Raw genomic sequence first — 24596 nt, 5'->3', positions numbered from 1 at the left:
TTCTCTATAGATTAATGATCAAGACAAGCGGTTTAAAACATGTTCGTAAATATACGTTACCTGTTTATCTAGCACTTCTCGTTGGTTATCCTGAGAATAAAAGATATCCAATACCCTTTTTCTTTCATCCCGATAGAGTTCTGGGTACGCAATTGAATTTTCAAGCACTTCGATAAGCTCTGGAAAGGTATTAACTTTAGGACCCGGGGTAACATCAAAGTAATTAAAATACATATCATTCGATTTCTTTAAATATAGATCCAAATCATAGCTATAGAACAAAACGGGTCTATCCAACAGTAAGTAATCTGTATAACAACTGGAATAATCCGTTAGTAACACATCCGAGTACTTTAATAACAATTGTGGGTCATATGGCTTCTCACTAATATCTATAATATTTTTAAATCTAGTAGGAACGTTGCCGCTACTGTACATATGCCTTTTCACTAGAAAGGTGTAACCCATTTCTTCACAGAACTGATCTAATCTTTCAAAATCAAAAACTGAATTAATATCAGTCTCTAGCTTTCCAAAACTTCGGTGTGTCGGCATATACAAAATGACTTTTTGTTTCCGAATCCATTCAGGTATGTCTTTATCTTCTTCTGTTTCTTTGAAAAAGACGTCATTTCTTACTTGGCCAAGTTGAAGTACATTTTCCTCATGAACTAAAAAGGTCTCCGGGTAATAAGACGAAACAGCTTCGCTTGTTGAGACCACATAGTTTCGTTTTGCTAGATTTGTTTTCACAACAAATTTACCAAAGTATCGTTTTAATTTACTCCTTTCGTGCAGGACTTTGTAGGAGAATGTATTTTTATTAGCTCCCCATACCTTTTTCAATCCTACGCCATGCCACGTATTATAAGAGATTGCTCCCCCAACAAAAGCTTTGCTAAAATCATCATTAATTGAATGGGAATGAATAATCATCCGTGCTTTTAATTGGTGATAAATCCCTTTTAATGAGTTATGCTTATATGCTTGAAAGCCTTTCTTTGTTAAAGAGGAAACAACCTCACTATTTCTAGAAATCCATACGCATTCAAGTTGTTTATCCTCATTCATCTTTAAAAATAAGTATTTAGTGTTCCCGCGAAACCCTTGCCCGTTTTCTCCACCGAAAACAACGAGTTGATTCTTTTTAGGGATTAACTTTGATAAAGAGTGAACAGTTACTACAACCGTTCTTTTAGCAATTAACCTTCCCTTTTTCAATAAAGGGCGATTAACTGACAGAAGTATTAGTACAAGTAGGACTATTTGTGTTATATCGATTTTATTCATATTGTATCGCCTCTATTATCAGTAATTAACTAGTTTGTTTGGAAGGACTTTTCACTTGTTGTACTTGTTTCCTGACTACTATATTTTGCCCATCTAAGCACACCCCATTATCGGAAAGAAGCTGTTGCACGACTTCTCCTACATGTTCTGGCTGCATGATGGTTGAAGGGTCCTCATCAGGAGCAAGGATTCTTCTTAACTCCGTAGCACATCTACCTGGAGAAATACAATAAACAAGGATACCATAACCTGCAAGCTCTTCCGATAACGTTTGAGAAATGCTTATAAGCGCCGCTTTTGAAGAAGCATAAGCCAACCAACCCGGACGAGCAGAACTACCTGCAGTGGATGCTACGTTAAGGATTTTACCACCAGACTGTTTCATATATTTTACTGCTTCTTTCGTTATATTAAATAAGGAATGGACATTAACTTGGTATGTTTTTTCCCACTCTTCAATAGACGTTTCTAATAAGGATTGTGGGTTAGCATAGCCAGCTACATTGATTAACATTTCAATGGCACCAGATTTTTCACCTATCTCGGCAATCATCTCGCGCACTTCACTATAGTTTCCGAGATCTAAAGCATAACAATGAATGTTTTTCTCCCTATTCATTAAAAGGGTTGTTTCTTCTAGTCCCGTTTCCGTCCTGGATATAAGTATAAAATTAGTAACATCCTCTTCATAACTCAGTGAAACTGCAATAGCTCTCCCAATACCACGACTAGCACCTGTAATAATACATGTTTTCGTCATTTTTAGTCCCCCAATAATATAGTTTCTTTATAAATGGCCTCGGCAAGAATACGATCAATTGGTTTCGTGATTTTAATGTTATATTCCGAACCTGGCAATACAGCTATGTCTGAGCGGAAGTAATGAAAATAAAGACTTGCATCCTCTGTAAAATTTAATCCATCCTCAATAGCACATTGATGTGCGTACAGTAGCTTTTTGGCATTGAACTTGTGGGGTAATTGCACATTCAGCAGCTCATCTCGCTCCAAATTACCTTCCACAACCTCGCCTCCCCGTAAGACTGTAAAAGGAATGTCCAATCCAAAGATAGCGTTTTCATTACTTGTTTCAATTAATCTCATAAAATCTTTCTCAGAAACGAATGGGCGCACCGATTCATGAATGATAACATTATCGTAATCAGCTGCTTGCAATCCCTTGAATACGGATTCCTGTCTAGTCCCTCCGCCTTCAACACATTTTATTGGTGTTGTAAAACCATATTTATTAATGATCTCTTCGGTCTTCTCAATAAACTCGGATGGGCATGGCATGATAATCTCTTTTACTACTTGTAACCTATCTACCTTCTCCAACACGTGCACAAAGAGCGGTTTACCAGCAAGAAGTAAAAACTGCTTTGGCATATCTAATTTCATTCTCTTACCTACGCCACCTGACAATAACACCAGACTGTATTCACCCATGACTTTCCTCCTAAAAAAATTTACGTTTAATTTACATTATAACGGTAAGTCGGCCTATTGTTTGTCGAATTTTGTCAATATAATAAAGAATTTTTCGACAAATTATATGTTGTATTTATCGAGGAATAACAGAGAAATACTTATTAGGAAATTAGTAGAGTACTAAAAGTAATCAACAAAAATGCCCACTTGGTTAGTGAGCATTTTTTGTCAATATTTAACTTCCAAGAAATGGTTATGGCGTACCCATACTTTCTCGTTATTTAATTCACAGTAAAACCATAAATTCTTTCCGACCTTGACTGTTTGAATAATGTTTACTTTAAAGTCCTTATACTTTTTTAAAGATAACAGATAATTCTTTTCTGCTCCCCAAGGATGACTATAACCTTCACCAGAACCCTTTAATATAAGAACTTTCCTGTCTTCATCTATCAATACGTAACTATGAGTATTTAAATCAGAAGCATTCATCCAACCCACTACACCATTTTGGGCACTTGGTTCACTACTCAACAGATAAAACAAGTTATTTTTAAACTTAGCTTGCTTTTTGATATAATACACACTTTTTTTAAAATCTTGAGATGGTTTTTTTTCTGATTCACTACCTAAATCGGTATAAATAAACGACTTCCCATCTTTAATTTGTCCAATTCGACTTATTGATTCCTCAATATAAAGATTGGCATGAAAAGGATGGTTTCTGTCAATCTTCTGTTGTAGAGTTTCTTCGAAAATGTTCTCTTCTTCATTATTAGGATTTACTTCCAGTTCAAAATCTCTGTATGCTTCTCTTTCCTTTTTAGACATTTTATTCCAACGCTTCAGAAATAACTCATACTTATCCATTACTTCTTCAGTGGGGCCAAATTCTTTTACTGTCCCATATTCTAACCATAAGATTTTTTCACAAAACTCTCTCATTTGACCTATTGAATGACTTACAAATATCATTGTCTTCCCCTGTTTTTTAAATTCCTTCATTTTATTTAGACTCTTCTTAGCAAAAGCCTTATCTCCAACAGATAATGCTTCATCAATAATTAAAATATCTGGATTCACATTAACTGATATAGCAAAACCGAGCCTAGATTTCATACCACTTGAATATGATTTTACAGGTTGATCAATAAATCTACCTAACTCAGAAAACTCAATAACGTCAGGCTCTAATTTTTTTATCTCTTCTTTATTAAAACCGAGCATTAAAAGTTTCAACTCAATATTATCTCTACCTGTTAAGTCATTCTTCAATCCTGACGATACAGCGATCAAAGATACATTCCCATTAATTTCAATTGTTCCAGATGTTTGTGGTACTATTCCTGCAATAATATTTGAAAGTGTTGATTTACCAGAACCGTTCATACCGACAAAGCCAATTATATCTCCTTTTTCTGCTTCAAATTCTACATCTGTTAAAGCATAGAAGTTTTCTCCATAGCTTTTAGGAGTTACTAGGTCTAGTAGACGTTCTTTTGTAGTACTATAAAGTTTATACTTTTTGTTTATATTTTTTGCAATGATTGCTTTTTTCATAGTCCACATACCTTTACAAATAATCTATAAAATGCCTTCTGAACTTAACATGGAGCATCGACCCAAACAATATCAGAGTTCCCGTGATTGCCCAAAAAATTATAGTATATTCCCAGTGTGTAACAAAGTGCCATTCTGCCCCAAACAATGCTGCTCGATATCCTTCAACCAAATAGTAAAGGGGATTTAATTTCATTATCTCCATTATAACAGGGAAATTATCACCAATAATAGAGAGAGGCCATAATACTCCTGAAACATAAAGTAGCATTCTAAGGGTTGAATTTAAAAACATGTGAATATCCCTAATAATTGTAGATAACGTAGATGTAATAAGGGAAATTCCAAAAATCAAACAAAAGGCTGCAAAAACATAATAAATTAATTGTACGTAATAAATGGAAACAGTATACCCCATCAAATTTAATAGGAACATTGAAATAAGCAGCATAACTACATGAACGTAAAATTGCGAAAAGATTACGAAACCCGGGATAATGCTCATTGGGAAGTTCATTTTGGATAACAGTTTTAACCTGGTGTAAATTGACTTAGATCCTTGTATGGTCCCTTGATAGAAGAAAATCCATAAAAAGAAAGCTGCCAATAACCAACTAAAGAATTCAATATTTTCACCATTCATTTTTATAGGGTTACGGTCTCTAAGATTGGTAAATACAAACCAATATATAAGAATCTGGAATGCTGGGTTTAACAACTCCCAAAATATGCCGAGGTAGTTATTTTTATTCTTGCTTTTTAACTCGTAAATTGACAGCCTTCTAATTAAATAAAAGTGATCGATCTGTTCTTTAATAACTTTTTTTGCTGATTTCATAGGTATATCCTTTCTATGTTAAAAAGCCACCCTTTATGGGTTTTATGCCAGTAAATTATACAAGTTATAATTGTAAATGGCAATATAAACCTGACACCCAAAACATAAAGTGTTTACTTAATAAAGAGTATTTATAAATGAAACACTTGTTTCACCACTCGACTGCTTGCTTTCCCGTCTTCTAAATAACAAAACCTATTATAAAATTCTTTTGTTTTTGTAGAAGGCCTATAGCCGTGTTTTTCTATATTTTTTATTTGATTGATGATTTCTTCTGAATTCTTTACTAGTGGCCCAGGCGCGCTCTCTTCAAAATCAAAATAAAACCCTCTAATGGTATCCCTGTATGTTTCTATATCATAAACAAAAAATATCATTGGCCTTTTTAGATTAGCGTAGTCAAAAAAGACAGAAGAATAATCTGTGATCATGATGTCAGATATTAAATATAAGTCGCTTATATCCTCGTGATACGAAAGGTCGTATACAAAACCTTCATAGCCTGTTAAATTAAGATTTTCTGCAACGAGATAATGAAGCCTTAAAATAATTATATAATCCTCTCCAAGTGTTCTCTTCATTTCCTCTAGATTCATCTGCAAATTAAATTTATATTTCCCCTTACTGTAATACTCATTGTCTCTCCATGTTGGTGCATATAAAATTACTTTCTTTCCTCTCGGCAATTTTAATCTCTTTTTAATTTTGTTGATATTTATCTGTGTATTTGAATTTATTAATGTATCATTTCTAGGGTAGCCAGTCTCAACCACTTCTTTATGGAAATTAAAAGCTGTTGTGAAAATTTTAGTTGAGTAAGCATTAGGAGAAATTAGAACATCCCACTTACTAGCTTCCTTAAGAAAATTTTGTTTATACTTTTTGGTGTTAGTTCCTGGCATATGTACCTCCTCCATATCAGCAGCTAAACGCTTTAAAGGAGTTCCATGCCAAGTTTGTACATAAGTAGTATGGGCAGGTTTTGGTATCCATAATGGTAACCTACTATTTGTAACCCAATATTTAGCTATAGCTAATAAAATACACCAACGAAGTGAAAATCTAGTTACATACTTTATATTTTTCTCTTTAAAAGGATTAATGTTTCTTTTATCAACACTCCAATAAAGCTGGAAATTTGGGTGGTTCTCTACTAAATATTCATATATTGCCCTTGGATTGTCACTATACTGCTTTCCTAAAAAACTTTCGAACACTATTAAGTTCTTTTTAGGGGGTAACTTTCCTATAATTTGAATAACCACTTTATAGATTTTCTTAATCAGTCTTTTTGAAAACCTCTTCATATTTTAACCACCTTCTTACACTCTATGAGATGCGGATACTAGCTTAAGAATGTCTTTTTTGCGTTTTGTATCTCTTCCAACTTTCTCAGCATTGTTTTTGTCTCACCAAATTTTTGAAGATATAATGCAATCTCATCTTCTGCTTTATTTATATCCCCCTTTTCTATATAGATATCAATTAGAAGCGATTTAATAATTTCATTATCAGGTGCTTTAATACTGCAATCTATAGCATATTCTAGAGCTTCGCTTAGGTGTTTCAACTGTTTCATAACACGGATCTTAAGCTGCATACTAAGTTCATCATTCGAGTTAAGTTTAATTGCATAATTTACTAAATAAAGTGCCCATTTTGGCTTATTTCTCTTTAAACATGTATCAGCTAAAACTCTGTAGTAAAGATATGATTTTTTCCTTAATGAAGACTCGTATTTAAAAGCTTTCTTTTCATTTATAAAAGTAAGTACAAACTCTTTAAGAATACCCATCTCTAATAGGTGTGGAGCCATTCCGTGCCCTCCGTAAGGTATTTCGACTTTTACTGCATTAGGGAAGGCTGTTAATACACCTTTTTGAACATAGGAATTGTCTAATTTATTCTTAGGGTCAAACACTATTATGGGGTCTATAGAATTATTTTTTTTAAGAGATACCTCATGTTTGAAATTTTCTTTACTCATCATTTTTGTTTTTCCTAGAAGAGGATGGATAGATAAACGAGGAGATATTGCAAGTATTCTACAATTAAGTTCTCCTGCATAATATAATGTGGCATAAGCTCCTAAGCTGAACCCGTATGCCATTTTGTCCTCATAACAAGATACTAGTATATTTACAGATTCAATAAAATTCTCAAAGGACAAATCCTGTAAGTGAGTATTCTTCTCTCTTTTTCTGACTGCAATAATATCTAAATTTTGTTTTTTTAGAAGTTTGAAAGCAAAAGGATGAGATTTCCAGGTCATATTAATAGAGTCAAAGGTGATAATTACTCTTTCTGTTTTGGACAATCTTTTATAAAACTCTATTCTACTTTCTCCGTTATCAAAGATAATTATTTTTTTATACATTGAATTATCTTTTTGAATTACCTTTCCATACTGCTTTAGAACACCATCGAATACTTCTTCTGCTTTCTCTTTTTTTCCAAGAATCCTATAAATCATAGATAACTTAACTTGCATATTTAAAGTCAACTTTTCATTATCAAGGTGTTTTAAACACCTTTCAATTTTTTCTACTGCTTCTTTCCAGTTTTTCATAGCAATAGCTAAATAAACATACTCAATAAGCAGCTTTTTGCTTTTTGGTTTCTTCTTCTCTCCATAACATAAGGCTAATTTCGCATTATTAAAATCGCGTATCTTTCTATATGCGATCGCAGACCTTAAATAAACTCTAAATGTATTATTATTTTTATATTTATATACTGTATCCCAGAGATTTGCTGCATTCTTCCACTTTTTTAGATGCATTTTTGTTTCTGCTAACTCTATAATTAAAGAGACTTTATCTGGAAAATCCTGAAGTCCCTCAGTTAAAATTAAATCAGACTTATCTAACTGATGATTTAATCTGTATGCCTTACCTAATTTAACATATTCCTCAACAGAAATTTCCCGTTTTAGTTTAAATACTTCATTCCAATGTTTAACTGCTTGAGACCAGTTCTCTTGCTGTGTTGCAATCTCTGCAAGCATATGGTGTACTTTATAATCATATTCAAAGTAAATTAGTGCACTATTAAGTACTTCAGTTGCTTTATCAAACTTTTTCTCTTTTAAGAGTTTCTTGCTTTTATCAAGATAATATTTGCTATCCCTATTTCTCATTAGACTACTCTTAATTTTTCTAAATATACTTATTTCCACCATGCATATTTCACTTCCAATATTTTGATTAAATTAATACTTTTCCAATGGTTTCCCTCTCACCATCAAGTCTTCTTGCCTTCCTACATTTCTTTTATATTTAGAACTGAATATACATTACTCTTTTTCTAGACAAGTTTATAATTGAACAACTATCCTACCCATATTTCAATATTATATTACCAATTCCACCTATTATAATACAAGCTACAATCTTATGAATGCGTTTAGGAAAATAAATAATAATGTCTTCTCAAACATTAAAAAGAATGGGAAGACATTATTAGTTTAGACTCCTTAATTTTTATTATCGAATATTAGATCTACTATTCGTTCACTGGCTTTTCCATCGTCTAATTTACAATAATTCGAGTAGAAATTATCATACTTTTGCTTATATTCCACTTTTACTCTATCAATGTTTTCTACATTTTCGATAATTTCGTCTGTTGTTTTAATTAATGGTCCTGGAGCTTCATTTTCAAAGTCCAAGTAAAATCCTCTAATATTATCACGGTATGTCTCAAGATCATACGTATAAAAAAGTAATGGGCGTTTAGTGTTTGCAAAATCAAACATTACAGAAGAATAATCTGTTATTAAGATATCAGTAATTAGCAAAAGCTCCTGAATGTCCGAATAGTTAGATACATTCTGTACAAACCCTCTTAGTTCTTTATCTATATTTAACTTGTTATTAATAACTACATGCATGCGTAATAAGATTATATATTCTTCTCCTAAACGCTCTTGCATCTTCTCTAAATCCATATTAATGTCGAATATAAATTTATTGTTAGTAGTAGACTGATTATCACGAAAAGTGGGAGCATACAAGATTATTTTCTTATCCACTGGGATATTTAATTTGCTTTTAATCTTAGAGCCAATAGAATCTCGATTATTGTTATAAAAAATATCGTTTCTGGGATAACCTGTTTCTAGAATTTCCCCTTCATACTTAAAGGCACTTTTAAAGGCTTTAGTAGCATAAGTACTTGGTGAAATTAAATAGTCCCATGTTTTAGTTGCTTTGCTAACACGATCTAAGTAATCGTCACTTCTTCCCATTATATTTTGAATATCAAACAGCATCTTTTTTAAAGGTGTCCCATGCCATGTTTGTAAATAAGTAGTTTGAGGTCTTTTTTCAATATAAGTAGGGAAGTTTTGATTATTAACCCAAATTTTGGCTTTTGCTAAATAATAATAATAACTAGGACTTAGCCTTTTTACTTTTATTGTATCTTGATCAATAAAACGTACTTTTTTGTTACATACCCACACCTTCTTATAATCAAGTCCTCTCTCTACTATTTCTTCATAAATAAACCTCGGGCTATCTGAGTATTGCTTTCCTACTCCACTTTCAAATAGGATTAACTTGTCATCAACTTTTAATACCTTTTTTGCAATTTTGTAAAAGAGCTTCATAGTTGGAAAATAGTATTTGCTTTTCCTAAAACGCTTGAAAAGCACTTGATAAAATTCAGTTTCAATTACTGACTTATATATTGGTTTCCTATTAACTTTGTTTGATATTGCGTTATAAATTCTTTCAGATGAGTGTTGATCTCTATATTTAAGAAACTTCTTAGCTTTATTTTTGTTTTCCTCTTTCATTTTAAATCCATTCTCCGCATATATTTCTACTTGAGAAATAACATTGTCAAGATCATAAACAATGTCCCCTGGCAAATCTTCATCTAGGTCAATATGAGAACCACGTTTACCGATAAACCTTTTTCTATCGAATTGGTAATAAACTATAGGCTTTTCCAAAAAACTAAAATCAAATGCAACGCTTGAATAGTCAGTAATCATCATTGCGCTTTCTTTCAGTAAATCCTGTACATCCATTTCACCTTGACTTATCACTTTAACTGAAGCTTCTTTAAAGTAAGGTGTAAAATTCTGCATATTTGGATGAAGACAGAAAACAATTTCAAAATCATACTTTTTTGCCAGTTCAATTAATCTTTCATTAAATACCATATCCCTGTACCTTTGGAAATAGTCACTATCTAAGAAAATGTCATCTCTAACTAACCACTCTCTCCAGGTGGGAATAATGAGAAGTTGCCTTTTTTGTTTAGTATCTCCTGCAAATAAGCTATCAAAACGGGAAAGGCCTGTGACAGCTACCTCTTCTGGCTTGTAATCAAAGTCATTTATCACAATACTTCTTTCATAATCCGAACTAACTAGAAATAGATCGGTCGTAAAACTTGGAGAACTCTTACTATAAAAGTGTTCTGTATTCTTTGTCCCTAAAACGCCATGTTGCAGAAATATTTTTTGGGCTTTTACTTTTCTATTGAATTCCTTTGTTCGTAACGGATAAAGATAGTCAGGATGATGAGAACCGATTATTCTTTTGGCAATCAATACATACTTTATATGTTTTTTCGATTTAAAGTAAAGCGCATTACCGTATTCTTCAATATTTTTAAGTTCTGGGGAATCTTGCTTAATCACATAATAAACATTTTTAGTGGAATGATTATTTCTTACATATTTAAAAAATCTATAACCTGTATCTTGAGCTTTGTATGGTCTTTCTCCAACTATCCAAATGTTTTTTCTCAGATACACCAATCTTAGAAGCCATGACCACCTCATCAACCTTCTTAAATATGCATAAGTCTCTGGTTCAAAGCTGTCTACTTGAAGTGATAAATTAAATCGTTTTATTGTGTAATAAGGACTTACTGATAATGTTTCATTTTCTCTTACTGCACTACTAGATCTGGTATAATACCTTGCTTTAAAACGTGGGTTTCCAATTCTAACACGTACTTTTTCATTAAAATCATGATATTTAATTTCAAAATATAGGTCATAAATGTCTTCACCTAATGTATTATCACTAAATGCATTGTTTAAATTAATATCCGCTCTATACTTATACCTATTTAAGCCGAACTTCTCTTGTGTTTCTTTTACTAATAAATTAGTTGAAACGGTATTCTGCTCAATTAAAAGATTGGTTTCTCTTCCTATAATTAATAACTTTATTTCTTCAATCCGCGAATGCTTACTAAACAACTTCCCACCAAAACTAATTCTATGACCTTTGGATCTAAGAAAATCAATTTGTAGTTTGCTATTGGGTACAACCTGTTGGTTTACTGAGAAGGAAACATTACCATTTAGAGTCTTGTATAAATAAGATTCATTCCCAAATATAGTAACTGGGTAAAGATTATTAATATCAGTATGGTGAAACCTGCCTAATCTAATTGGATATTCAAAGAACTCCTCTTCATCTATGACAATTTTATCGGCAACCTTTTCTAACTTATCTGATTTCTTGTCACTTAATATACTTTTGGGTACTTGGACAACTAAGAATAGGTTGAAAATTTGTCTTTCAAGTTGATACAGTTCAACCATCTCTGAAAGGTCAAGGGAGGCCTCAAAATTGAACGAAGAGGTTTGTGTTACGTCTATTGCAATCCTTTCTCCTGTATTTCTCGACACAAACATTATCTTTTTAACTTTATAATCTTTATTGTTTAATGATCCACTTATGAAAATTTTTTCTTCCATTTGTCTAATTTTTATTTGCTGTTTTAGTTTACTGTTTGTCTTACTTTGAATCAGTTTATTCTTAATCTTTTTAAGCATATCAATGATCATATTTACCACCTATCAGTCAAATTAATTGTTGGTTTGTATAGTAAATCAAGTTATTTATCTAAGTTTACGCATTTAAAAATTATATTACTTATCTCTTATAAATTCAACTTAAGATTTCCTTTACTTTTACCTCAATGGGTCCGATAATAAAATTAGTTGTATCTTTCAAACATCTTTTTGGTATATCTTCACTAGATAGTATCCACATTTTTTAAAAAAATATATTTAAAGGGGGAGTGTTTTTGAAGTTTTTCAAAAAAATATGTTTACTTTCTTTAACTCTTTTATTGGTTATTCTACCTACATTCACACCAGTTTCTGCTAGCAGCTTCGAAACTCAAGAGGAGCTAGTAGAAAAACAAGCTAAGATTTTTCATAAGGAAGGTGAAGTAGTTCACCTATTTGAAGAAGAATCAAAGAGTAGCAAGATATTACTTGATCTTAAAGTAGACGATAAAGTCTTGATATTAGAAGAGAAAGAAAATTTTTCTTTGGTTGAATATGTAGACCACGAAACAATGGAATCGTATTTAGGTTTTGTCTTCACTGAATATCTTAAGATAATTGAAGAAGGCATAGAGAAAGACACAGAGAATAAAAGTAATAACGAAGAGATTCAAGAAAGTAATGGTTTGAACGAAGAAGTTGAGGATAATACATACACAGATGAGTTTAATGATACAACTAAGGAAAGAGATCAAGTTAATCAAGAAAACACAAATCAAAGTCAAGCAGTTGAAGAAGTTGAAGTAGACCAAGAAGTTGAAGTAGACCAAGAAGTTCAAGATAGCGAAGAAGTTGAAGATGCAATAGATATTGAAGAAAAGCAAAGCATTACTACTTTTAATGCAAAAGCAGTTGATTTTCAAGAAATCCAAGGAATTGCTCTGAACGAAACAACAAATATCTATAAGAGTCAGTCAACCACTTCTGAGGTAATCAAAACATATTCAAAAGGCACAATACTTAAATACCATGCTATATCATCAAATTGGTATGAAGCTACTGTAAATGTTAAAGGAAGTTGGAAAACAGGCTATATTTATACGGATGACGTGGAGAATTTTGTCGAATCTCAGGAGACTTTAAATGGCGTCGCTCTTAAAAGTTCCACTAATATCTATCAATCTACCTCTACAAACTCACAAGTCCTAAAGTCTTATAGCCAAGGTAGCATTTTAAAGTATAAGACTCTTACTTCTCAGTGGTACGAGGCTACTGTTTATGCAAACGGCTCTTTTGTCACAGGATATATTTATGTGAATGACGTGGAGGATTTTTCCGAATCTCAAGAAACTTTAAATGGTGTGGCCCTTAAAAGTCCCACTAATATCTATCAATCTACCTCTACTAGCTCGCAAGTCCTAAAGTCTTATAGCCGAGGTAGCATTTTAAAGTATAAGACTCTTACTTCTCAGTGGTACGAGGCTACTGTTTATGCAAACGGCTCTTTTGTCACAGGATATATTTATGTGAATGACGTGGAGGATTTTTCCGAATCTCAAGAAACTTTAAATGGTGTGGCCCTTAAAAGTCCCACTAATATCTATCAATCTACCTCTACTAGCTCACAAGTCCTAAAGTCTTATAGCCAAGGCAGCATTTTAAAGTATAAGACTCTTACTTCTCAGTGGTACGAGGCTACTGTTTATGCAAACGGCTCTTTTGTCACAGGATATATTTATGTGAATGACGTGGAGAACTTTGTTGAGTCTCAGGAGACTTTAAATGGCGTGGCTCTTAAAAGTCCCACTAACATCTATGATACGGCTTCTACAGATTCAAAAACTTTAAAAACTTATAGCAAAGGCAGCATTTTAAAGTATAAAACTCTTACTTCCCAGTGGTATGAAGCTACAATTTATATTAATGGAAAACGTCAAACTGGATATATTCACAAGTCTCATGTTGAAAATGCAGTTAGCAACCAAGAAAGTTTAAAAGGAATAGGGCTTTCTAGCCCTACGTCTGTTTATACGGATGCGTCATTGGATGCAAGTAAACTCAAATCTTATCCTGCTGGAACTATTTTGTACTACAAAACTTTTTCTAGTAATTGGTATGAGGCGACTGTTTACGTGAACGGGGTTAAAAAGACAGGTTACATCCACTCTAGTCATGTAGAAGGAACACTACCTAGTCAAAAAACTTTAGAAGGACGTGGAACTAGCGATCCGACAAAAGTCTACTCTTTGGCATCAAAAAAATCAGATGTTTTAAAAAGTTACTCCTATGGTAGCAAGTTAAAATTTAAAGCTTTTTCAAAAAATTGGTACCAAGCTACTGTATATATTAACAATAATCCTGTAATTGGTTATATACATGCTGATGATGTGGCTACAGGTGATGTCACAAAAAATACTGAGTACAATAGCTCATTTTCTCAAGCAGTAAATAAACAATTAGAGAATGGCACTCCTAAATCAGATGGAGCTGGCAATGTTTCGGCTACCCGTGGAGAAGTAGAATATTATTTAAATCCAGCCAATTTCTCGTATGGTACAAGCTCGTATTTTCAGTTTCTCGTATTGTCTCAACCAGCTGGTTTAGATGTAAATGAGATTAATAGTAAGGTATTAGTTGGTAAAGGTATATTGGAAGGTACTGCGCAAGCATTTATAGACGCTGGTAATTTATACCATATAAACGATGCCTATTTAATTTCCCATGTCCTACACGAAACTGGGAATGGTACTTCTACATTGTCTAACGGCATTCCAGTTGATGATAAGGGAAATATTACAAGAAATAAGGATGGGGAAATAGATAAGACCTCAGCTACAACACACACAGTATATAACATGTATGGATATGGGGCTCATGATAACAATCCGTTAGAAGGTGGCGCTAAATATGCCTTCAATCATGGTTGGTTTACACCTGAGCAAGCAATTATAGGTGGAGCTTCTGAAGTATCTACTAATTATATACAAGCAGGACAGGATACACTTTATAAAATGAAATGGAATCCAGAAGCCCCTGCTACCCATCAGTACGCAACCCATGTACAGTGGGCTAAACTACAAACTACTAGGATATTTAACATTTACAATCTATTGGAGAATTACACTCTTGTCTTTGATATACCAGAATATCAAAATCAACCAGATTATGATGACAACCTTTATGGGGTAACTCAAACCACTGGAAACCTAAATTTCAGGTCTGGACCAGGTACTGGAAATAGTATAATAGGTACTATTCCAAGTAAATCTAGAATAGAAATTCTAGGTACAGATTCAGAGGCAAGTGGATGGTATAATATTAAATACAATGGTGCTGTAGGATGGGTGAGCGCTAAGTACGTAAATTTAAGTTATTAAATAAAACATTAAACCAGTAAGTGACTGATGATCTTAGTCCTTACTGGTTTTTTTGCCTAATTTAAAAGTTTCCATATGCTAGAGTAAAGAAAAAAGGTGCCCCAGTCCTGGTCTGGAACACCTTTTAAATTAAACCTTTTTTCTTTAACTAATTGTATAAATGGGAAGAGTGCATCCATAAGACTTGACCATCTAACTTCCCTCTATACCATATATTACTTCCGACAGTTTCAGTTTTATGAACCTTAAATTCGTGGTCTTTTAACGTTGATAAGTCTGCACTGTTGTAGATCTTGTTTTTGCTTCCTCCCCATGCACGGTTATAGGCAGCACCTTTTCCTTTAAGGTAGAAAGTTTTCTTTTCTGAGTCTACAGCTTTATGAGTATACGTGGTTATATCTTTTTCGTCTACCCAGCCTATGGTTCCACTGGTGCTGCTTGGTTGTTTACTTAATAAGTAGTACTTATTTCCATCCAAGCTCATTTCTTTCTTAATATAAAACACGCCGTTTGTATATTCTTCTCCTGCTTCAAATGATGTGGTCACATCCACAATGTCAGGAGAGATAACAGTATTTGTGCTTTTCACTTTTCCTAACCTACTTGTACCTTTTTCTTCTTTCGTAGTGAGGTGACTTGAATGTATCCATAGTGTTTGTTCATTAAGTGTTCCTCGGTACCAGGTATTTCCACCAACCGTTTCTGTTTTGTGTACGTTAAATTCCTCATACTTTAGCTTTGAAAGGTCTGCACTGTTATAAACCCTATTTTTGCTTCCTCCCCATGCACGGTTATAGGCAGCACCTTTTCCTTTTAAGTAAAAAGTTTTACTTTGTGTGTCTACAGCTTTATGAGTATAAGTGGTTATATCTTGGGCGTTTACCCAGCCTATTGTCCCGCTTGTGCTACTCGCTTTATTACTTATCAAGTAGTAAGTATCTCCATCTAGGCTCATTTCTTTCTTAATATAAAATACACCACCTGTGTATTCTTCTCCTGCTAGGAATGAAGTGGTTGCATCCCCAATGTCAGGAGAGATAACAGTGTCTGAGGTTTTGACTTTTCCTAATCTACTTGTTCTTTTCTCTTCTTTGGTAGTAAGATGACTCGAATGTATCCATAATGTTTGCCCATTAAGTGTTCCTCGGTACCAAGTATTGCCTCCAACCGTTTCTGTTTTGTGTACGTTAAATTCCTCGTACTTTAACTTTGAAAGCTCTTTACTGTTATAAACCCTATTTTTGCTTCCTCCCCAAGCACGGTTATAGGCAGCACCTTTTCCTTTTAAGTAAAAGGTTTTATCTTGGGTGTCTACAGCTTTATGTGTAAACGTAGTGATTTCTTTGGAGTTTACCCAACCTATTGTCCCGCTTGTACTACTTGGTTTATTACTGATTAAGTAGTAAGTATCTCCATCCAGTATCTTTTCCTTTTTAATATAAAATACTGAATCTGTATATTCTTCCCCTGCTTTGAAAGGTGCACCTTCTGAAGGAGAGATAACAGTATCTGGTGTTTTGACTTTCCCTAATCTACTTGTTCTTTTCTCTTCTTTGATAGTAAGATGACTCGAATGTATCCATAATGTTTGCCCACCTAATATTCCCCGATACCAAGTATTGGCTCCAACCGTTTCCGTTTTGTGTACATTAAATTCTTCGTACTTTAACTTTAAAAGTTCTGCACTGTTGTAGATCCTATTTTTGCTTCCTCCCCATGCACGGTTATAGGCAGCGCCTTTTCCTTTAAGGTAGAAGGTTTTCTTTTTTGTGTCTATAGCTTTATGAGTATACGCCATTATATCATTGGAGTTTACCCAGCCTATGGTTCCTCTTGTACTGCTTGGTTTTTCACTGATTAGATAAAACGTGTCATTATTCACTTTTGCTTCGGCCTTTATATAATGTACTGAATTCGTATACTTACTGCCGGCAAGGTTGTAAGATTCCTTTTTCAAGGGATTACTATATATTCTAACGTCACTTGACTTTAATTTACCTAACTTACTGGTGTTAGCTTTTTGGCTTAAGATTAAATTATTATATTTCTCTGTTACTAAATTAGTAAACTGAGCCCAATTATATCCATATCTTTCAAAGTAACCATGGGGATCAACATGATTAGTACCACCTAGATGGTTACTTACTGCTTTATGTGACCATAAACTTCCTTTTCCATTGCTTTCCGCACTTGATACACCAAGATTATAATCATAAAGCACATTCGCTATGTAGTCTGAATAATTATTAATAGATTTTGCAAATTGATCAAAATTACTAACTCTTACTAATTCAACATGCACAAATCTTTCATTTCCATAACGGCCTGCTCCCCAAGCGCCAAGATCTAAAGGATGTATCTGAATGATTCTCTCATGATCGACAAAGGCATGCACAAACGCATTTTGATGATTTCTCGACATATATGAGATTTCACTCGTTATAGTAGAATTATCGTTTGCAGTCTCATGTGCTACCACGCCTTCCACAGCACCAAAACCATTTCGATAATTAAACTTTGTAAAGAAGTCTTTGTGTTGACGCTCTACAGAGGCGACATTAATATTTCTTATATAACTATTTACATCTGGATAATATGCTCTGAAAAAATAAGACATACTTTTATTTACTTCATTGGGGTGTTCACTCTCAAAATCTCCGTCTCGCCAACCTTCTGGAATGTATTGAAGTTCCTTTTCTGATAGTTTACTAATATCTTCCCCATATACTTCTGTACCATACTCAATCCCATATTGATTCTCGTTACCTGCTTCACTTCCACCTTCTACATTTGTACCTTCCTCTGCAACTATATTTGGTAAAGGTAAAACCACCCAAAAAATAGCTAGTAAGAAAAGCAGTCTAGTTGTCTTATTCATATACTCCCCCTTAAAACTTTTATATTTATATTATCGTTAAAATAGGTTGTTTTTTAAAGGGCTAATTTACATTTTAACTATTAATTCACTATACTTCGTATTTAATTTAAACAAAGGTTCCTATTTTCATAGAGAAATAGTATAATACTTGGTGTAGATTTATTGTTAAGAGTTTGTAAATGGAATGTAAAAGGAACATAGTATAATACAATGTATAAATACTAACGGAGGTTTTTTACAATGAAGAAAGTAATAACTTATGGAACATTCGACTTATTGCATACTGGTCATATAAATATATTACGTCGCGCTAAAGAATTTGGGGATTATCTAATTGTGGCTATTTCTGCTGATGAATTCAATGCTTTGAAGGGGAAAAAAGCTTACTATACTTTTGAGCAGCGTAAAGCTATCTTGGAAGCAATTCGATATGTTGATGAGGTTATTCCTGAATATACATGGGAACAAAAGGTGGAAGATGTGCAGAAGCATGATGTTGATTTCTTTGTTATGGGAGATGACTGGGAAGGTAAATTTGATTTTCTACAGGATCATTGTGAAGTTATTTATTTACCTAGAACGGTTGGGATTTCCACAACAAAGATTAAAAGTGACTTAAAACTAAATACAGCTAACAATGGTTAAAGAGCTATTTATAGCAATCTACCTTTTTGTTTTCCGTATCGTCTTTAACTTGTTCAAATTATTGCCCCAAAAGAAGAAAACCGTTTGTGTAGCTTCGTTTGGGGATAATATTTTTTATTCAGTGGATGCCTTGCGTAGTATTTCTGATGAGGAAATCATCATCTTAAAGGATGCTTCGTGTAGGTACCCTTTTGATGCTTCCGAATATACCTTACTAGCTTTTGATCTAAAGCAGCCCTTCTCTTTTTTGAAATCTATGTATCATCTTGCTACAGGTTCTACTATTTTAATAGATACCTATCACCCGTTTCTTTCCGTTACCAATTTTAAAACGTCTACAGTTTGCATTCAGTTATGGCATGCAGCTGGTGCTATTAAGCATTTTGGGTTAATGGACCCTACGAATGAATATAGATCTGATAAGGCAATAGAGCGTTTTAAAAACGTCTATGATTCATTTACTTATGCAGTGGTGGGCTCGGAAAATATGGCAGATACGTTCAAGGATAGTTTTGGCCTGACTGATTCACAAATTCTTCGTACTGGCATACCAAGATCAGACGTTTTATTTGATAATAAGAAGAAACAGGAAGTATATAAAAAGATCGTGCAAGAAAATCCTTGGGTTGCGGACAAGAAAGTTATTTTATATGCTCCGACTTTTCGAAATGACCAACTTTCAAATTTTCAGCTTCAGCTAAATATAGAACAACTTTACGCAGCACTTTCTGATGAATATGTTCTTTTCATCAAACCACATCCGGCTGTCTCTTATGAGATAAAGGATATGTTTAAGGAATTTGTTTTGGATGTCTCTTCCTTCTATGACACAAATGAATTGTTACTGGTAACAGATATTCTTATCAGTGACTACTCTTCCATTCCTTTTGAATTCGCTATATTGGAGAAACCAATGATTTTCTTCGCTTACGATATGGATGAGTATAAGGTTACAAGCGGTTTAATAGACAACTATGAAAATCAAATGCCAGGACCTGTTGTTTTCTCTACTGAAGCGATCATCTCATCGATAAGGGAGCAGAACTTTAACTATAAAGATATCAAGGAATTTGCTAAACGTTATAATGCCTACTCAGATGGTAGCGCCAGTTTAAACCTCGCAAAATTCTTGACCGAAACCGACGAAAGACAAAAAGAAAAAGTTTCGATTTAACACCTCATTCTAAAAGTGGGGTGTTTTTTTGTGTCTTTTTTTAACTTAAATCTAGCATATCACAACCTGCCAGGTTCGCTTGTTAAGTTTCAGTAAACTATGTTAATTATCTGTAAATTATACTGCTTTTCCTTACAAAATGTACTACTATTGAGTTGGCATTTCGTCGTGAAGAAAATGACTAAGAGGAGCCATGCAATAGAGATGAAAAAAATACATAAACTATTATGCGTACCTGTGATCGCCGTGACAATCAGTCTCCCTCAAACAGCATACGGAAGTTCAGATCTTAAGGGACATTACTTTGAAAAGAGTATGCTATCACTGATCGAAAAAGGAATCATCGATGGGTACAGTGATGGCAGTTACCGGCCCGATCGTCTTATAACACGTGCTGAGTTTACGATGCTTCTTGTAAGGGCGTTGCATTTACCAGTGAAAAATACAACGAATCCTTATCAGGATATTGCTCAAGATGATTGGTATTACGAGGCTATTGTCACCGCCACTTCTAACAACCTGATTGGTGGGTATCCTGGAAACGTGTTTCGACCTAATAAGAGCATCTCCCGTCAAGAAATGGCAGCGATGATTAAGCGTGCGCTTGATATGAAAGGTGTGGAATCTGAAAAGGCCTCCCTTCCCTTTACGGACACCGCTCAAATTAACCAGATGTTTATCGGTGCGATAGAAAGTCTTGTAGCACTTCAAATTATCGCTGGGAAGGAAAAGCAAGGTGATTTATATTTCGCACCATTGGACCATACAACTCGAGGGGAAATGGCTGCGATTTTTAATCGTATGTTAAAACAACTTGATGATGAAAAACTCACAATCTCTTATACAGAATATCCCTATGATTTTAAACAAATGATAGATATTCAAGTAACGCGCACACCAAAAGTGGACGGTGCAGGTATCTTTATTGCTAGTCGTTCGCTTGTTGAATATTACGCTAATCCAAATAACTTCTCTCCAAACTCGAGTGATTACTTGCAATTTCTTGACTTGTCCAAGCAAACACTTTTAGATAAGAACGAAATCAATTCTAAAGTGCTAAAAAATAAAGGAACATTATCCGAACAAGCAGCAGCCTTTATTAAAGCAGGCAAGGCATATAATGTTAATGAAATATATCTAATGGCACATGCACTACATGAAACTGGTAACGGCTCATCAAAACTCGCTTCAGGTATTCCAGTTGATGAGAAAGGAAATGTGGTTGCAAAGGAGAAGGCAACTCGAACAGTCTATAATATGTATGGCTATGGGGCAGTAGACAGTAACCCAATTAATGGCGGGGCAAAGTATGCCTTTCAAAATAAATGGTTCTCTCCAGCAGAAGCCATAATTGGTGGCGCAAAAGACATTGCCAACAACTATATTAATGATGGCCAAAATACACTTTATAAGATGCGTTGGAATCCTGACAGTCCCGGGTATCCGCAATATGCAACACATGTTAGATGGGCTGTTTTACAAACAAGTAAGATGCAGGAGATTTACAGTTTACTGGATTCCTATGTTTTGCATTATGAGGTCCCATCTTTTCAGAAACAACCTAATACTGTTTCTCTCCCTTCAGCTGAGGAACATTACGATGTGAACACAAATCGAGAAGGGCAAACCATGTACACAACAGCTAATCTAAATCTGCGAATAGGGCCAACTACTTCCTTCAACATTATAAAAACACTGGCAAAAGGGAGCCGGGTTAGCATTATCGGAGAAAACGGTGGTTGGTGCAAAATTTCTGTAGGGGGTAATAGTGGCTGGGTTTCTGGTAACTATTTATCAAGTAATCAATACAACATTTTGAATAGAATCATAGATTCTCCATCAATAGAAGTACCGATAGTAGATTCTGCTGATCACCTTTTCGGTCAACTAACAGGTCAGCCTCCTATCTTATACAAGGAACCAACTATCTCTATCTCGGAAGACAACATTGTAAAAGAACTACCTTTGCAAACAGACGTTGCAGTCCTCGAAATAAAAGGTGGCTGGTTATTGGTAACAGACCAGGAGAACGAACAAGGTTGGGTTCATAAAGACAACGTGATGCTTGGGAATCTTCTTAAGGTACAGGACATTGATACAAGGTTGCATATTAGGGAGACCCCAAGCCTTGAAGGTAAGGTAATTGGAAGCCTTGAGCCAAGTGCTTACTTAGTTAGCACTACAACAAATGACGGGCAACCGATTAAGGAAGGTGCATGGTATCAGGTATTTTACGATGGAGCTCAAGTGTGGGTTCACGAAGACTATGTCCTATTCCAAGACACCCTGAACTAGAATACACTCTTCGTTGACATCAAAAGGAGCATATAAGTCATGAGACATATCACCATAATGGACTTTCCATTCCTGTTTACGACACAGAAGGCCTTTAGTAGCCTTCTGGCTGAACGGATTGAAAAGAAATTGAAGACCTTTGTTATAACAGCTAATCCTGAAATCGTCATGATGGCAAAAGAAAATCCAGCTATCAAGGAGAACATACAGCGTGCTACCTATGTCGTGGCGGATGGAATTGGCATTATAAAAGCTTCCCAGATCTTAAAAGATCCGTTGCCGGAAAGAGTCACAGGCTATGATACGATGATGCAGTTATTACCGATCGCTGACAAAAAATCTTACAGGATATTTCTTCTCGGTGCCCAGCAAGAAACACTAGAAAAGACAGAAGATGCGTTAAACAAGCGCTATCCTTCCGTTCAGATAGTGGGAAAACACCACGGTTTCTTTGAAATGACATCCAAACATGTTACCGATCAGATTATGGAGGCATCACCTGATATTACATTTGTAGCTCTCGGTGCTCCTAGGCAAGAAGAGTGGATCGCTCGAAATTTATCTACTTTACCAAATGGCTTATATATAGGAGTCGGGGGATCATTCGATGTAATAGCTGGAACAGTGAAACGCGCACCAATTATATTCCAAAAACTAAACCTTGAATGGTTCTACCGCCTTGTAAAGCAACCTAGCAGATGGAAAAGGATGTTGGCATTGCCTCGTTTTGCCTTACATATCCTGAAGGTAAAGTTTACGAGGAAGCCCTTATGAGTTCATCCACATTTATTAAAGGCACCTTGATAATAACGATAGCTACTCTGTTTTCTAAAGTTTTAGGAAGTGTATTTCGAATACCGTTACAAAACATCGCGGGAGATCAAGTATTAGGTATTTTTAGTCTTGTTTACCCGGTTTATATGGTTGCACTCACTTTATCTGTTGCAGGGATACCTATTGCTATTTCAAAGATAATCGCCGAGGAACGGGCAAAGAGAAACACCGATTCGATAAAAGAAATATATGTCACGGCAAGTATACTAGCCATTTTGTTTGGGATTGGGAGTTTTATACTCATTTACTGTTTTTCAGAGCCGATTGCGAACGCACTTGGAGGACAATCTACAAGGTTGGCGTTAATCGTTGTTGCTGCTACCTTAATCATTGCTCCTTATATGGCTGTACATCGGGGTTATTTTCAAGGTTTTGAGGATATGGCTCCTACGGCTATTTCACAGGTTATAGAACAATTTGTGCGGGTCGCCCTATTATTGACCATTGCTTTTCTTTTTGTGAAAAGTGGGTTGCCTGATGAAAAAGTTGCGGGAGGCTTGATGGCTGGCTCTGTTTTTGGGGCGTTGTGTTCATTTATCTATTTACGTTTCCAATATGTCCGTTCCCCTCTTAAACAAACTAGCAGCAGAGCATATTCCAGTGCTTCATTTACTTATTGGAGCCGTAAAATTTTAAAACTATCCATTCCCATTGCTTTTGGTGCTATTACGATGGCCTTAATCAATTTTGTTGATTCGTTCACCATTTCGTATAGCTTTCAAAAAATGGGATTAGATGAACCAGACATTAACTATATGTATGGACTTTACGGAAGGGGCCAATCCCTTGTGCAAATCGTTACTGTCCTAGCAACATCTCTTGTATTACCTTTAATTCCTTTGCTTACTACTAAATTAAAGGAAGGGAACAAAGAGCAGGTATCCCAAATTATTGGAAAGACGAATTGGTTGACACATTTGGTTTCCTGGCCGGCAGCGTTAGGATTACTCGCGTTAACATTACCTATCAACCTCGCCTTATTTACGGACATACAAGGAAGTTGGGTGCTGGCTGTAATTGGGTTCAGTTCTATCTTTACTTCTTTAACCGTTCTAAGCACTGGGATTCTCCAAGGGATGAACGCCGCCAAAATGGCTGCTGTCATGATTCTAATTGCTGTTGTATTAAAAGCTGTAGCAAACATCTATCTTGTCCAGGCTTTTGGTCTATTGGGTGCAGCTTTCTCTACATTGGCAATTTACATTATCCTGTTTGTTTTAAATACGTTCACTATTTATAAAAAAACTACGTTCACGCTAGAAAAAACATCCGTCATGAAAATGATGGTAGCTTCCGTTTTCATGGGTGCAGCCATTGGGATCCCAACTCTCTTTCTGGACATCACTTACTGGTCAAGGTTCCAGGCGCTGTCCTATGCGTTCGCAGGGATTGTCATTGGTACCGTAATTTATATAGCATTATTACTTCTTCTAAACGTCATTAGTCAACAGGATATAAAGCGCACGCTATCAGGTACTCTATCCGCTAATAGGAAAGGAAGGAATTAA

The 24596-nt window shown here is 34.7% G+C and carries 14 protein-coding genes and 1 pseudogene; 6 read left to right on the top strand and 9 right to left on the bottom strand.

What is annotated here, in order from left to right; genetic code table 11:
• Positions 1-18 precede the first annotated feature (18 nt).
• The 8 genes and pseudogenes from ACTWPF_RS03325 to ACTWPF_RS03290 all read right to left on the bottom strand — a co-directional run bounded on the left by ACTWPF_RS03325 (position 19) and on the right by ACTWPF_RS03290 (position 11939).
• Positions 19-1290: a CDP-glycerol glycerophosphotransferase family protein gene (locus ACTWPF_RS03325; RefSeq protein WP_238018053.1), complete on the bottom strand. Its 1272-nt coding sequence runs from the start codon at positions 1288-1290 to the stop codon at positions 19-21.
• 25 nt (positions 1291-1315) lie between these two features.
• Positions 1316-2050 (bottom strand): SDR family oxidoreductase, encoded by a 735-nt coding sequence (locus ACTWPF_RS03320; RefSeq protein WP_443148275.1) that lies wholly within the window; start codon positions 2048-2050, stop codon positions 1316-1318.
• Between the two features lie 2 nt (positions 2051-2052).
• Complete coding sequence (locus ACTWPF_RS03315) at positions 2053-2739, bottom strand: IspD/TarI family cytidylyltransferase (protein WP_443148274.1); 687 nt, start codon at positions 2737-2739, stop codon at positions 2053-2055.
• Between the two features lie 210 nt (positions 2740-2949).
• Positions 2950-4281, bottom strand: coding sequence for a teichoic acids export ABC transporter ATP-binding subunit TagH (gene tagH / locus ACTWPF_RS03310; RefSeq protein WP_443148273.1), 1332 nt, complete (start codon positions 4279-4281; stop codon positions 2950-2952).
• 13 nt (positions 4282-4294) lie between these two features.
• On the bottom strand, positions 4295-5119 hold the full coding sequence (locus ACTWPF_RS03305; protein WP_443148272.1) for an ABC transporter permease: 825 nt from the start codon (positions 5117-5119) through the stop codon (positions 4295-4297).
• A 131-nt stretch (positions 5120-5250) separates the two neighbouring features.
• A pseudogene (locus ACTWPF_RS03300) lies at positions 5251-6420 on the bottom strand (CDP-glycerol glycerophosphotransferase family protein); the annotation flags it as partial.
• Between the two features lie 44 nt (positions 6421-6464).
• Positions 6465-8258, bottom strand: a complete 1794-nt coding sequence (locus tag ACTWPF_RS03295) for a hypothetical protein (protein ID WP_443148271.1) — start codon at positions 8256-8258, stop codon at positions 6465-6467.
• 336 nt (positions 8259-8594) lie between these two features.
• Complete coding sequence (locus ACTWPF_RS03290; RefSeq protein WP_443148270.1) at positions 8595-11939, bottom strand: CDP-glycerol glycerophosphotransferase family protein; 3345 nt, start codon at positions 11937-11939, stop codon at positions 8595-8597.
• A 242-nt stretch (positions 11940-12181) separates the two neighbouring features.
• On the opposite strand from ACTWPF_RS03290, the gene ACTWPF_RS03285 reads away from it, so the two are divergent.
• Complete coding sequence (locus ACTWPF_RS03285; protein ID WP_443148269.1) at positions 12182-15262, top strand: SH3 domain-containing protein; 3081 nt, start codon at positions 12182-12184, stop codon at positions 15260-15262.
• Between the two features lie 148 nt (positions 15263-15410).
• On the opposite strand, the gene ACTWPF_RS03280 is transcribed toward ACTWPF_RS03285, so the two are convergent.
• Positions 15411-18140 carry a peptidoglycan recognition protein family protein gene (locus ACTWPF_RS03280; RefSeq protein ID WP_443148268.1) on the bottom strand — a complete coding sequence of 910 codons (2730 nt, stop codon included), beginning with the start codon at positions 18138-18140 and terminating at the stop codon, positions 15411-15413.
• Between the two features lie 240 nt (positions 18141-18380).
• On the opposite strand from ACTWPF_RS03280, the gene tagD reads away from it, so the two are divergent.
• The 5 genes from tagD (at position 18381) to ACTWPF_RS03255 (ending at position 24596) form a co-directional block, all read left to right on the top strand.
• A complete protein-coding gene (gene tagD / locus ACTWPF_RS03275; protein ID WP_443148267.1) occupies positions 18381-18785 on the top strand; it encodes a glycerol-3-phosphate cytidylyltransferase in 405 nt (134 codons plus the stop codon).
• 130 nt (positions 18786-18915) lie between these two features.
• On the top strand, positions 18916-19959 hold the full coding sequence (locus ACTWPF_RS03270) for a CDP-glycerol glycerophosphotransferase family protein (protein WP_443148266.1): 1044 nt from the start codon (positions 18916-18918) through the stop codon (positions 19957-19959).
• A gap of 204 nt (positions 19960-20163) precedes the next feature.
• Entirely contained in the window at positions 20164-22254 is a 2091-nt protein-coding gene (locus ACTWPF_RS03265) for an S-layer homology domain-containing protein (RefSeq protein WP_443148265.1), read from the top strand.
• Between the two features lie 39 nt (positions 22255-22293).
• Complete coding sequence (locus ACTWPF_RS03260; protein ID WP_161464737.1) at positions 22294-23028, top strand: WecB/TagA/CpsF family glycosyltransferase; 735 nt, start codon at positions 22294-22296, stop codon at positions 23026-23028.
• Complete coding sequence (locus ACTWPF_RS03255; protein ID WP_443148264.1) at positions 23025-24596, top strand: putative polysaccharide biosynthesis protein; 1572 nt, start codon at positions 23025-23027, stop codon at positions 24594-24596. Before ACTWPF_RS03260 ends, ACTWPF_RS03255 begins: the two co-directional genes overlap by 4 nt.

This window comes from Oceanobacillus sp. M65, from assembly GCF_052246275.1.
In the GTDB taxonomy this organism is placed as follows: domain Bacteria; phylum Bacillota; class Bacilli; order Bacillales; family Amphibacillaceae; genus Oceanobacillus_B; species Oceanobacillus_B jordanicus.
The sequence above is the reverse complement of the archived record's forward strand: the minus strand, read 5'-3'. Positions and strand labels throughout refer to the sequence as shown.

Excerpts from the sequence above, each read along its gene's own strand:
- ACTWPF_RS03325 (WP_238018053.1), bottom strand. The coding sequence starts at position 1,290 with ATGAATAAAATCGATATAACACAAATAGTCCTACTTGTACTAATACTT.
- ACTWPF_RS03320 (WP_443148275.1), bottom strand. The coding sequence starts at position 2,050 with ATGACGAAAACATGTATTATTACAGGTGCTAGTCGTGGTATTGGGAGA.
- ACTWPF_RS03315 (WP_443148274.1), bottom strand. The coding sequence starts at position 2,739 with ATGGGTGAATACAGTCTGGTGTTATTGTCAGGTGGCGTAGGTAAGAGA.
- tagH (WP_443148273.1), bottom strand. The coding sequence starts at position 4,281 with ATGAAAAAAGCAATCATTGCAAAAAATATAAACAAAAAGTATAAACTT.
- ACTWPF_RS03305 (WP_443148272.1), bottom strand. The coding sequence starts at position 5,119 with ATGAAATCAGCAAAAAAAGTTATTAAAGAACAGATCGATCACTTTTAT.
- ACTWPF_RS03295 (WP_443148271.1), bottom strand. The coding sequence starts at position 8,258 with ATGAGAAATAGGGATAGCAAATATTATCTTGATAAAAGCAAGAAACTC.
- ACTWPF_RS03290 (WP_443148270.1), bottom strand. The coding sequence starts at position 11,939 with ATGATCATTGATATGCTTAAAAAGATTAAGAATAAACTGATTCAAAGT.
- ACTWPF_RS03280 (WP_443148268.1), bottom strand. The coding sequence starts at position 18,140 with ATGAATAAGACAACTAGACTGCTTTTCTTACTAGCTATTTTTTGGGTG.
- tagD (WP_443148267.1), top strand. The coding sequence starts at position 18,381 with ATGAAGAAAGTAATAACTTATGGAACATTCGACTTATTGCATACTGGT.
- ACTWPF_RS03265 (WP_443148265.1), top strand. The coding sequence starts at position 20,164 with ATGAAAAAAATACATAAACTATTATGCGTACCTGTGATCGCCGTGACA.
- ACTWPF_RS03260 (WP_161464737.1), top strand. The coding sequence starts at position 22,294 with ATGAGACATATCACCATAATGGACTTTCCATTCCTGTTTACGACACAG.
- ACTWPF_RS03255 (WP_443148264.1), top strand. The coding sequence starts at position 23,025 with ATGAGTTCATCCACATTTATTAAAGGCACCTTGATAATAACGATAGCT.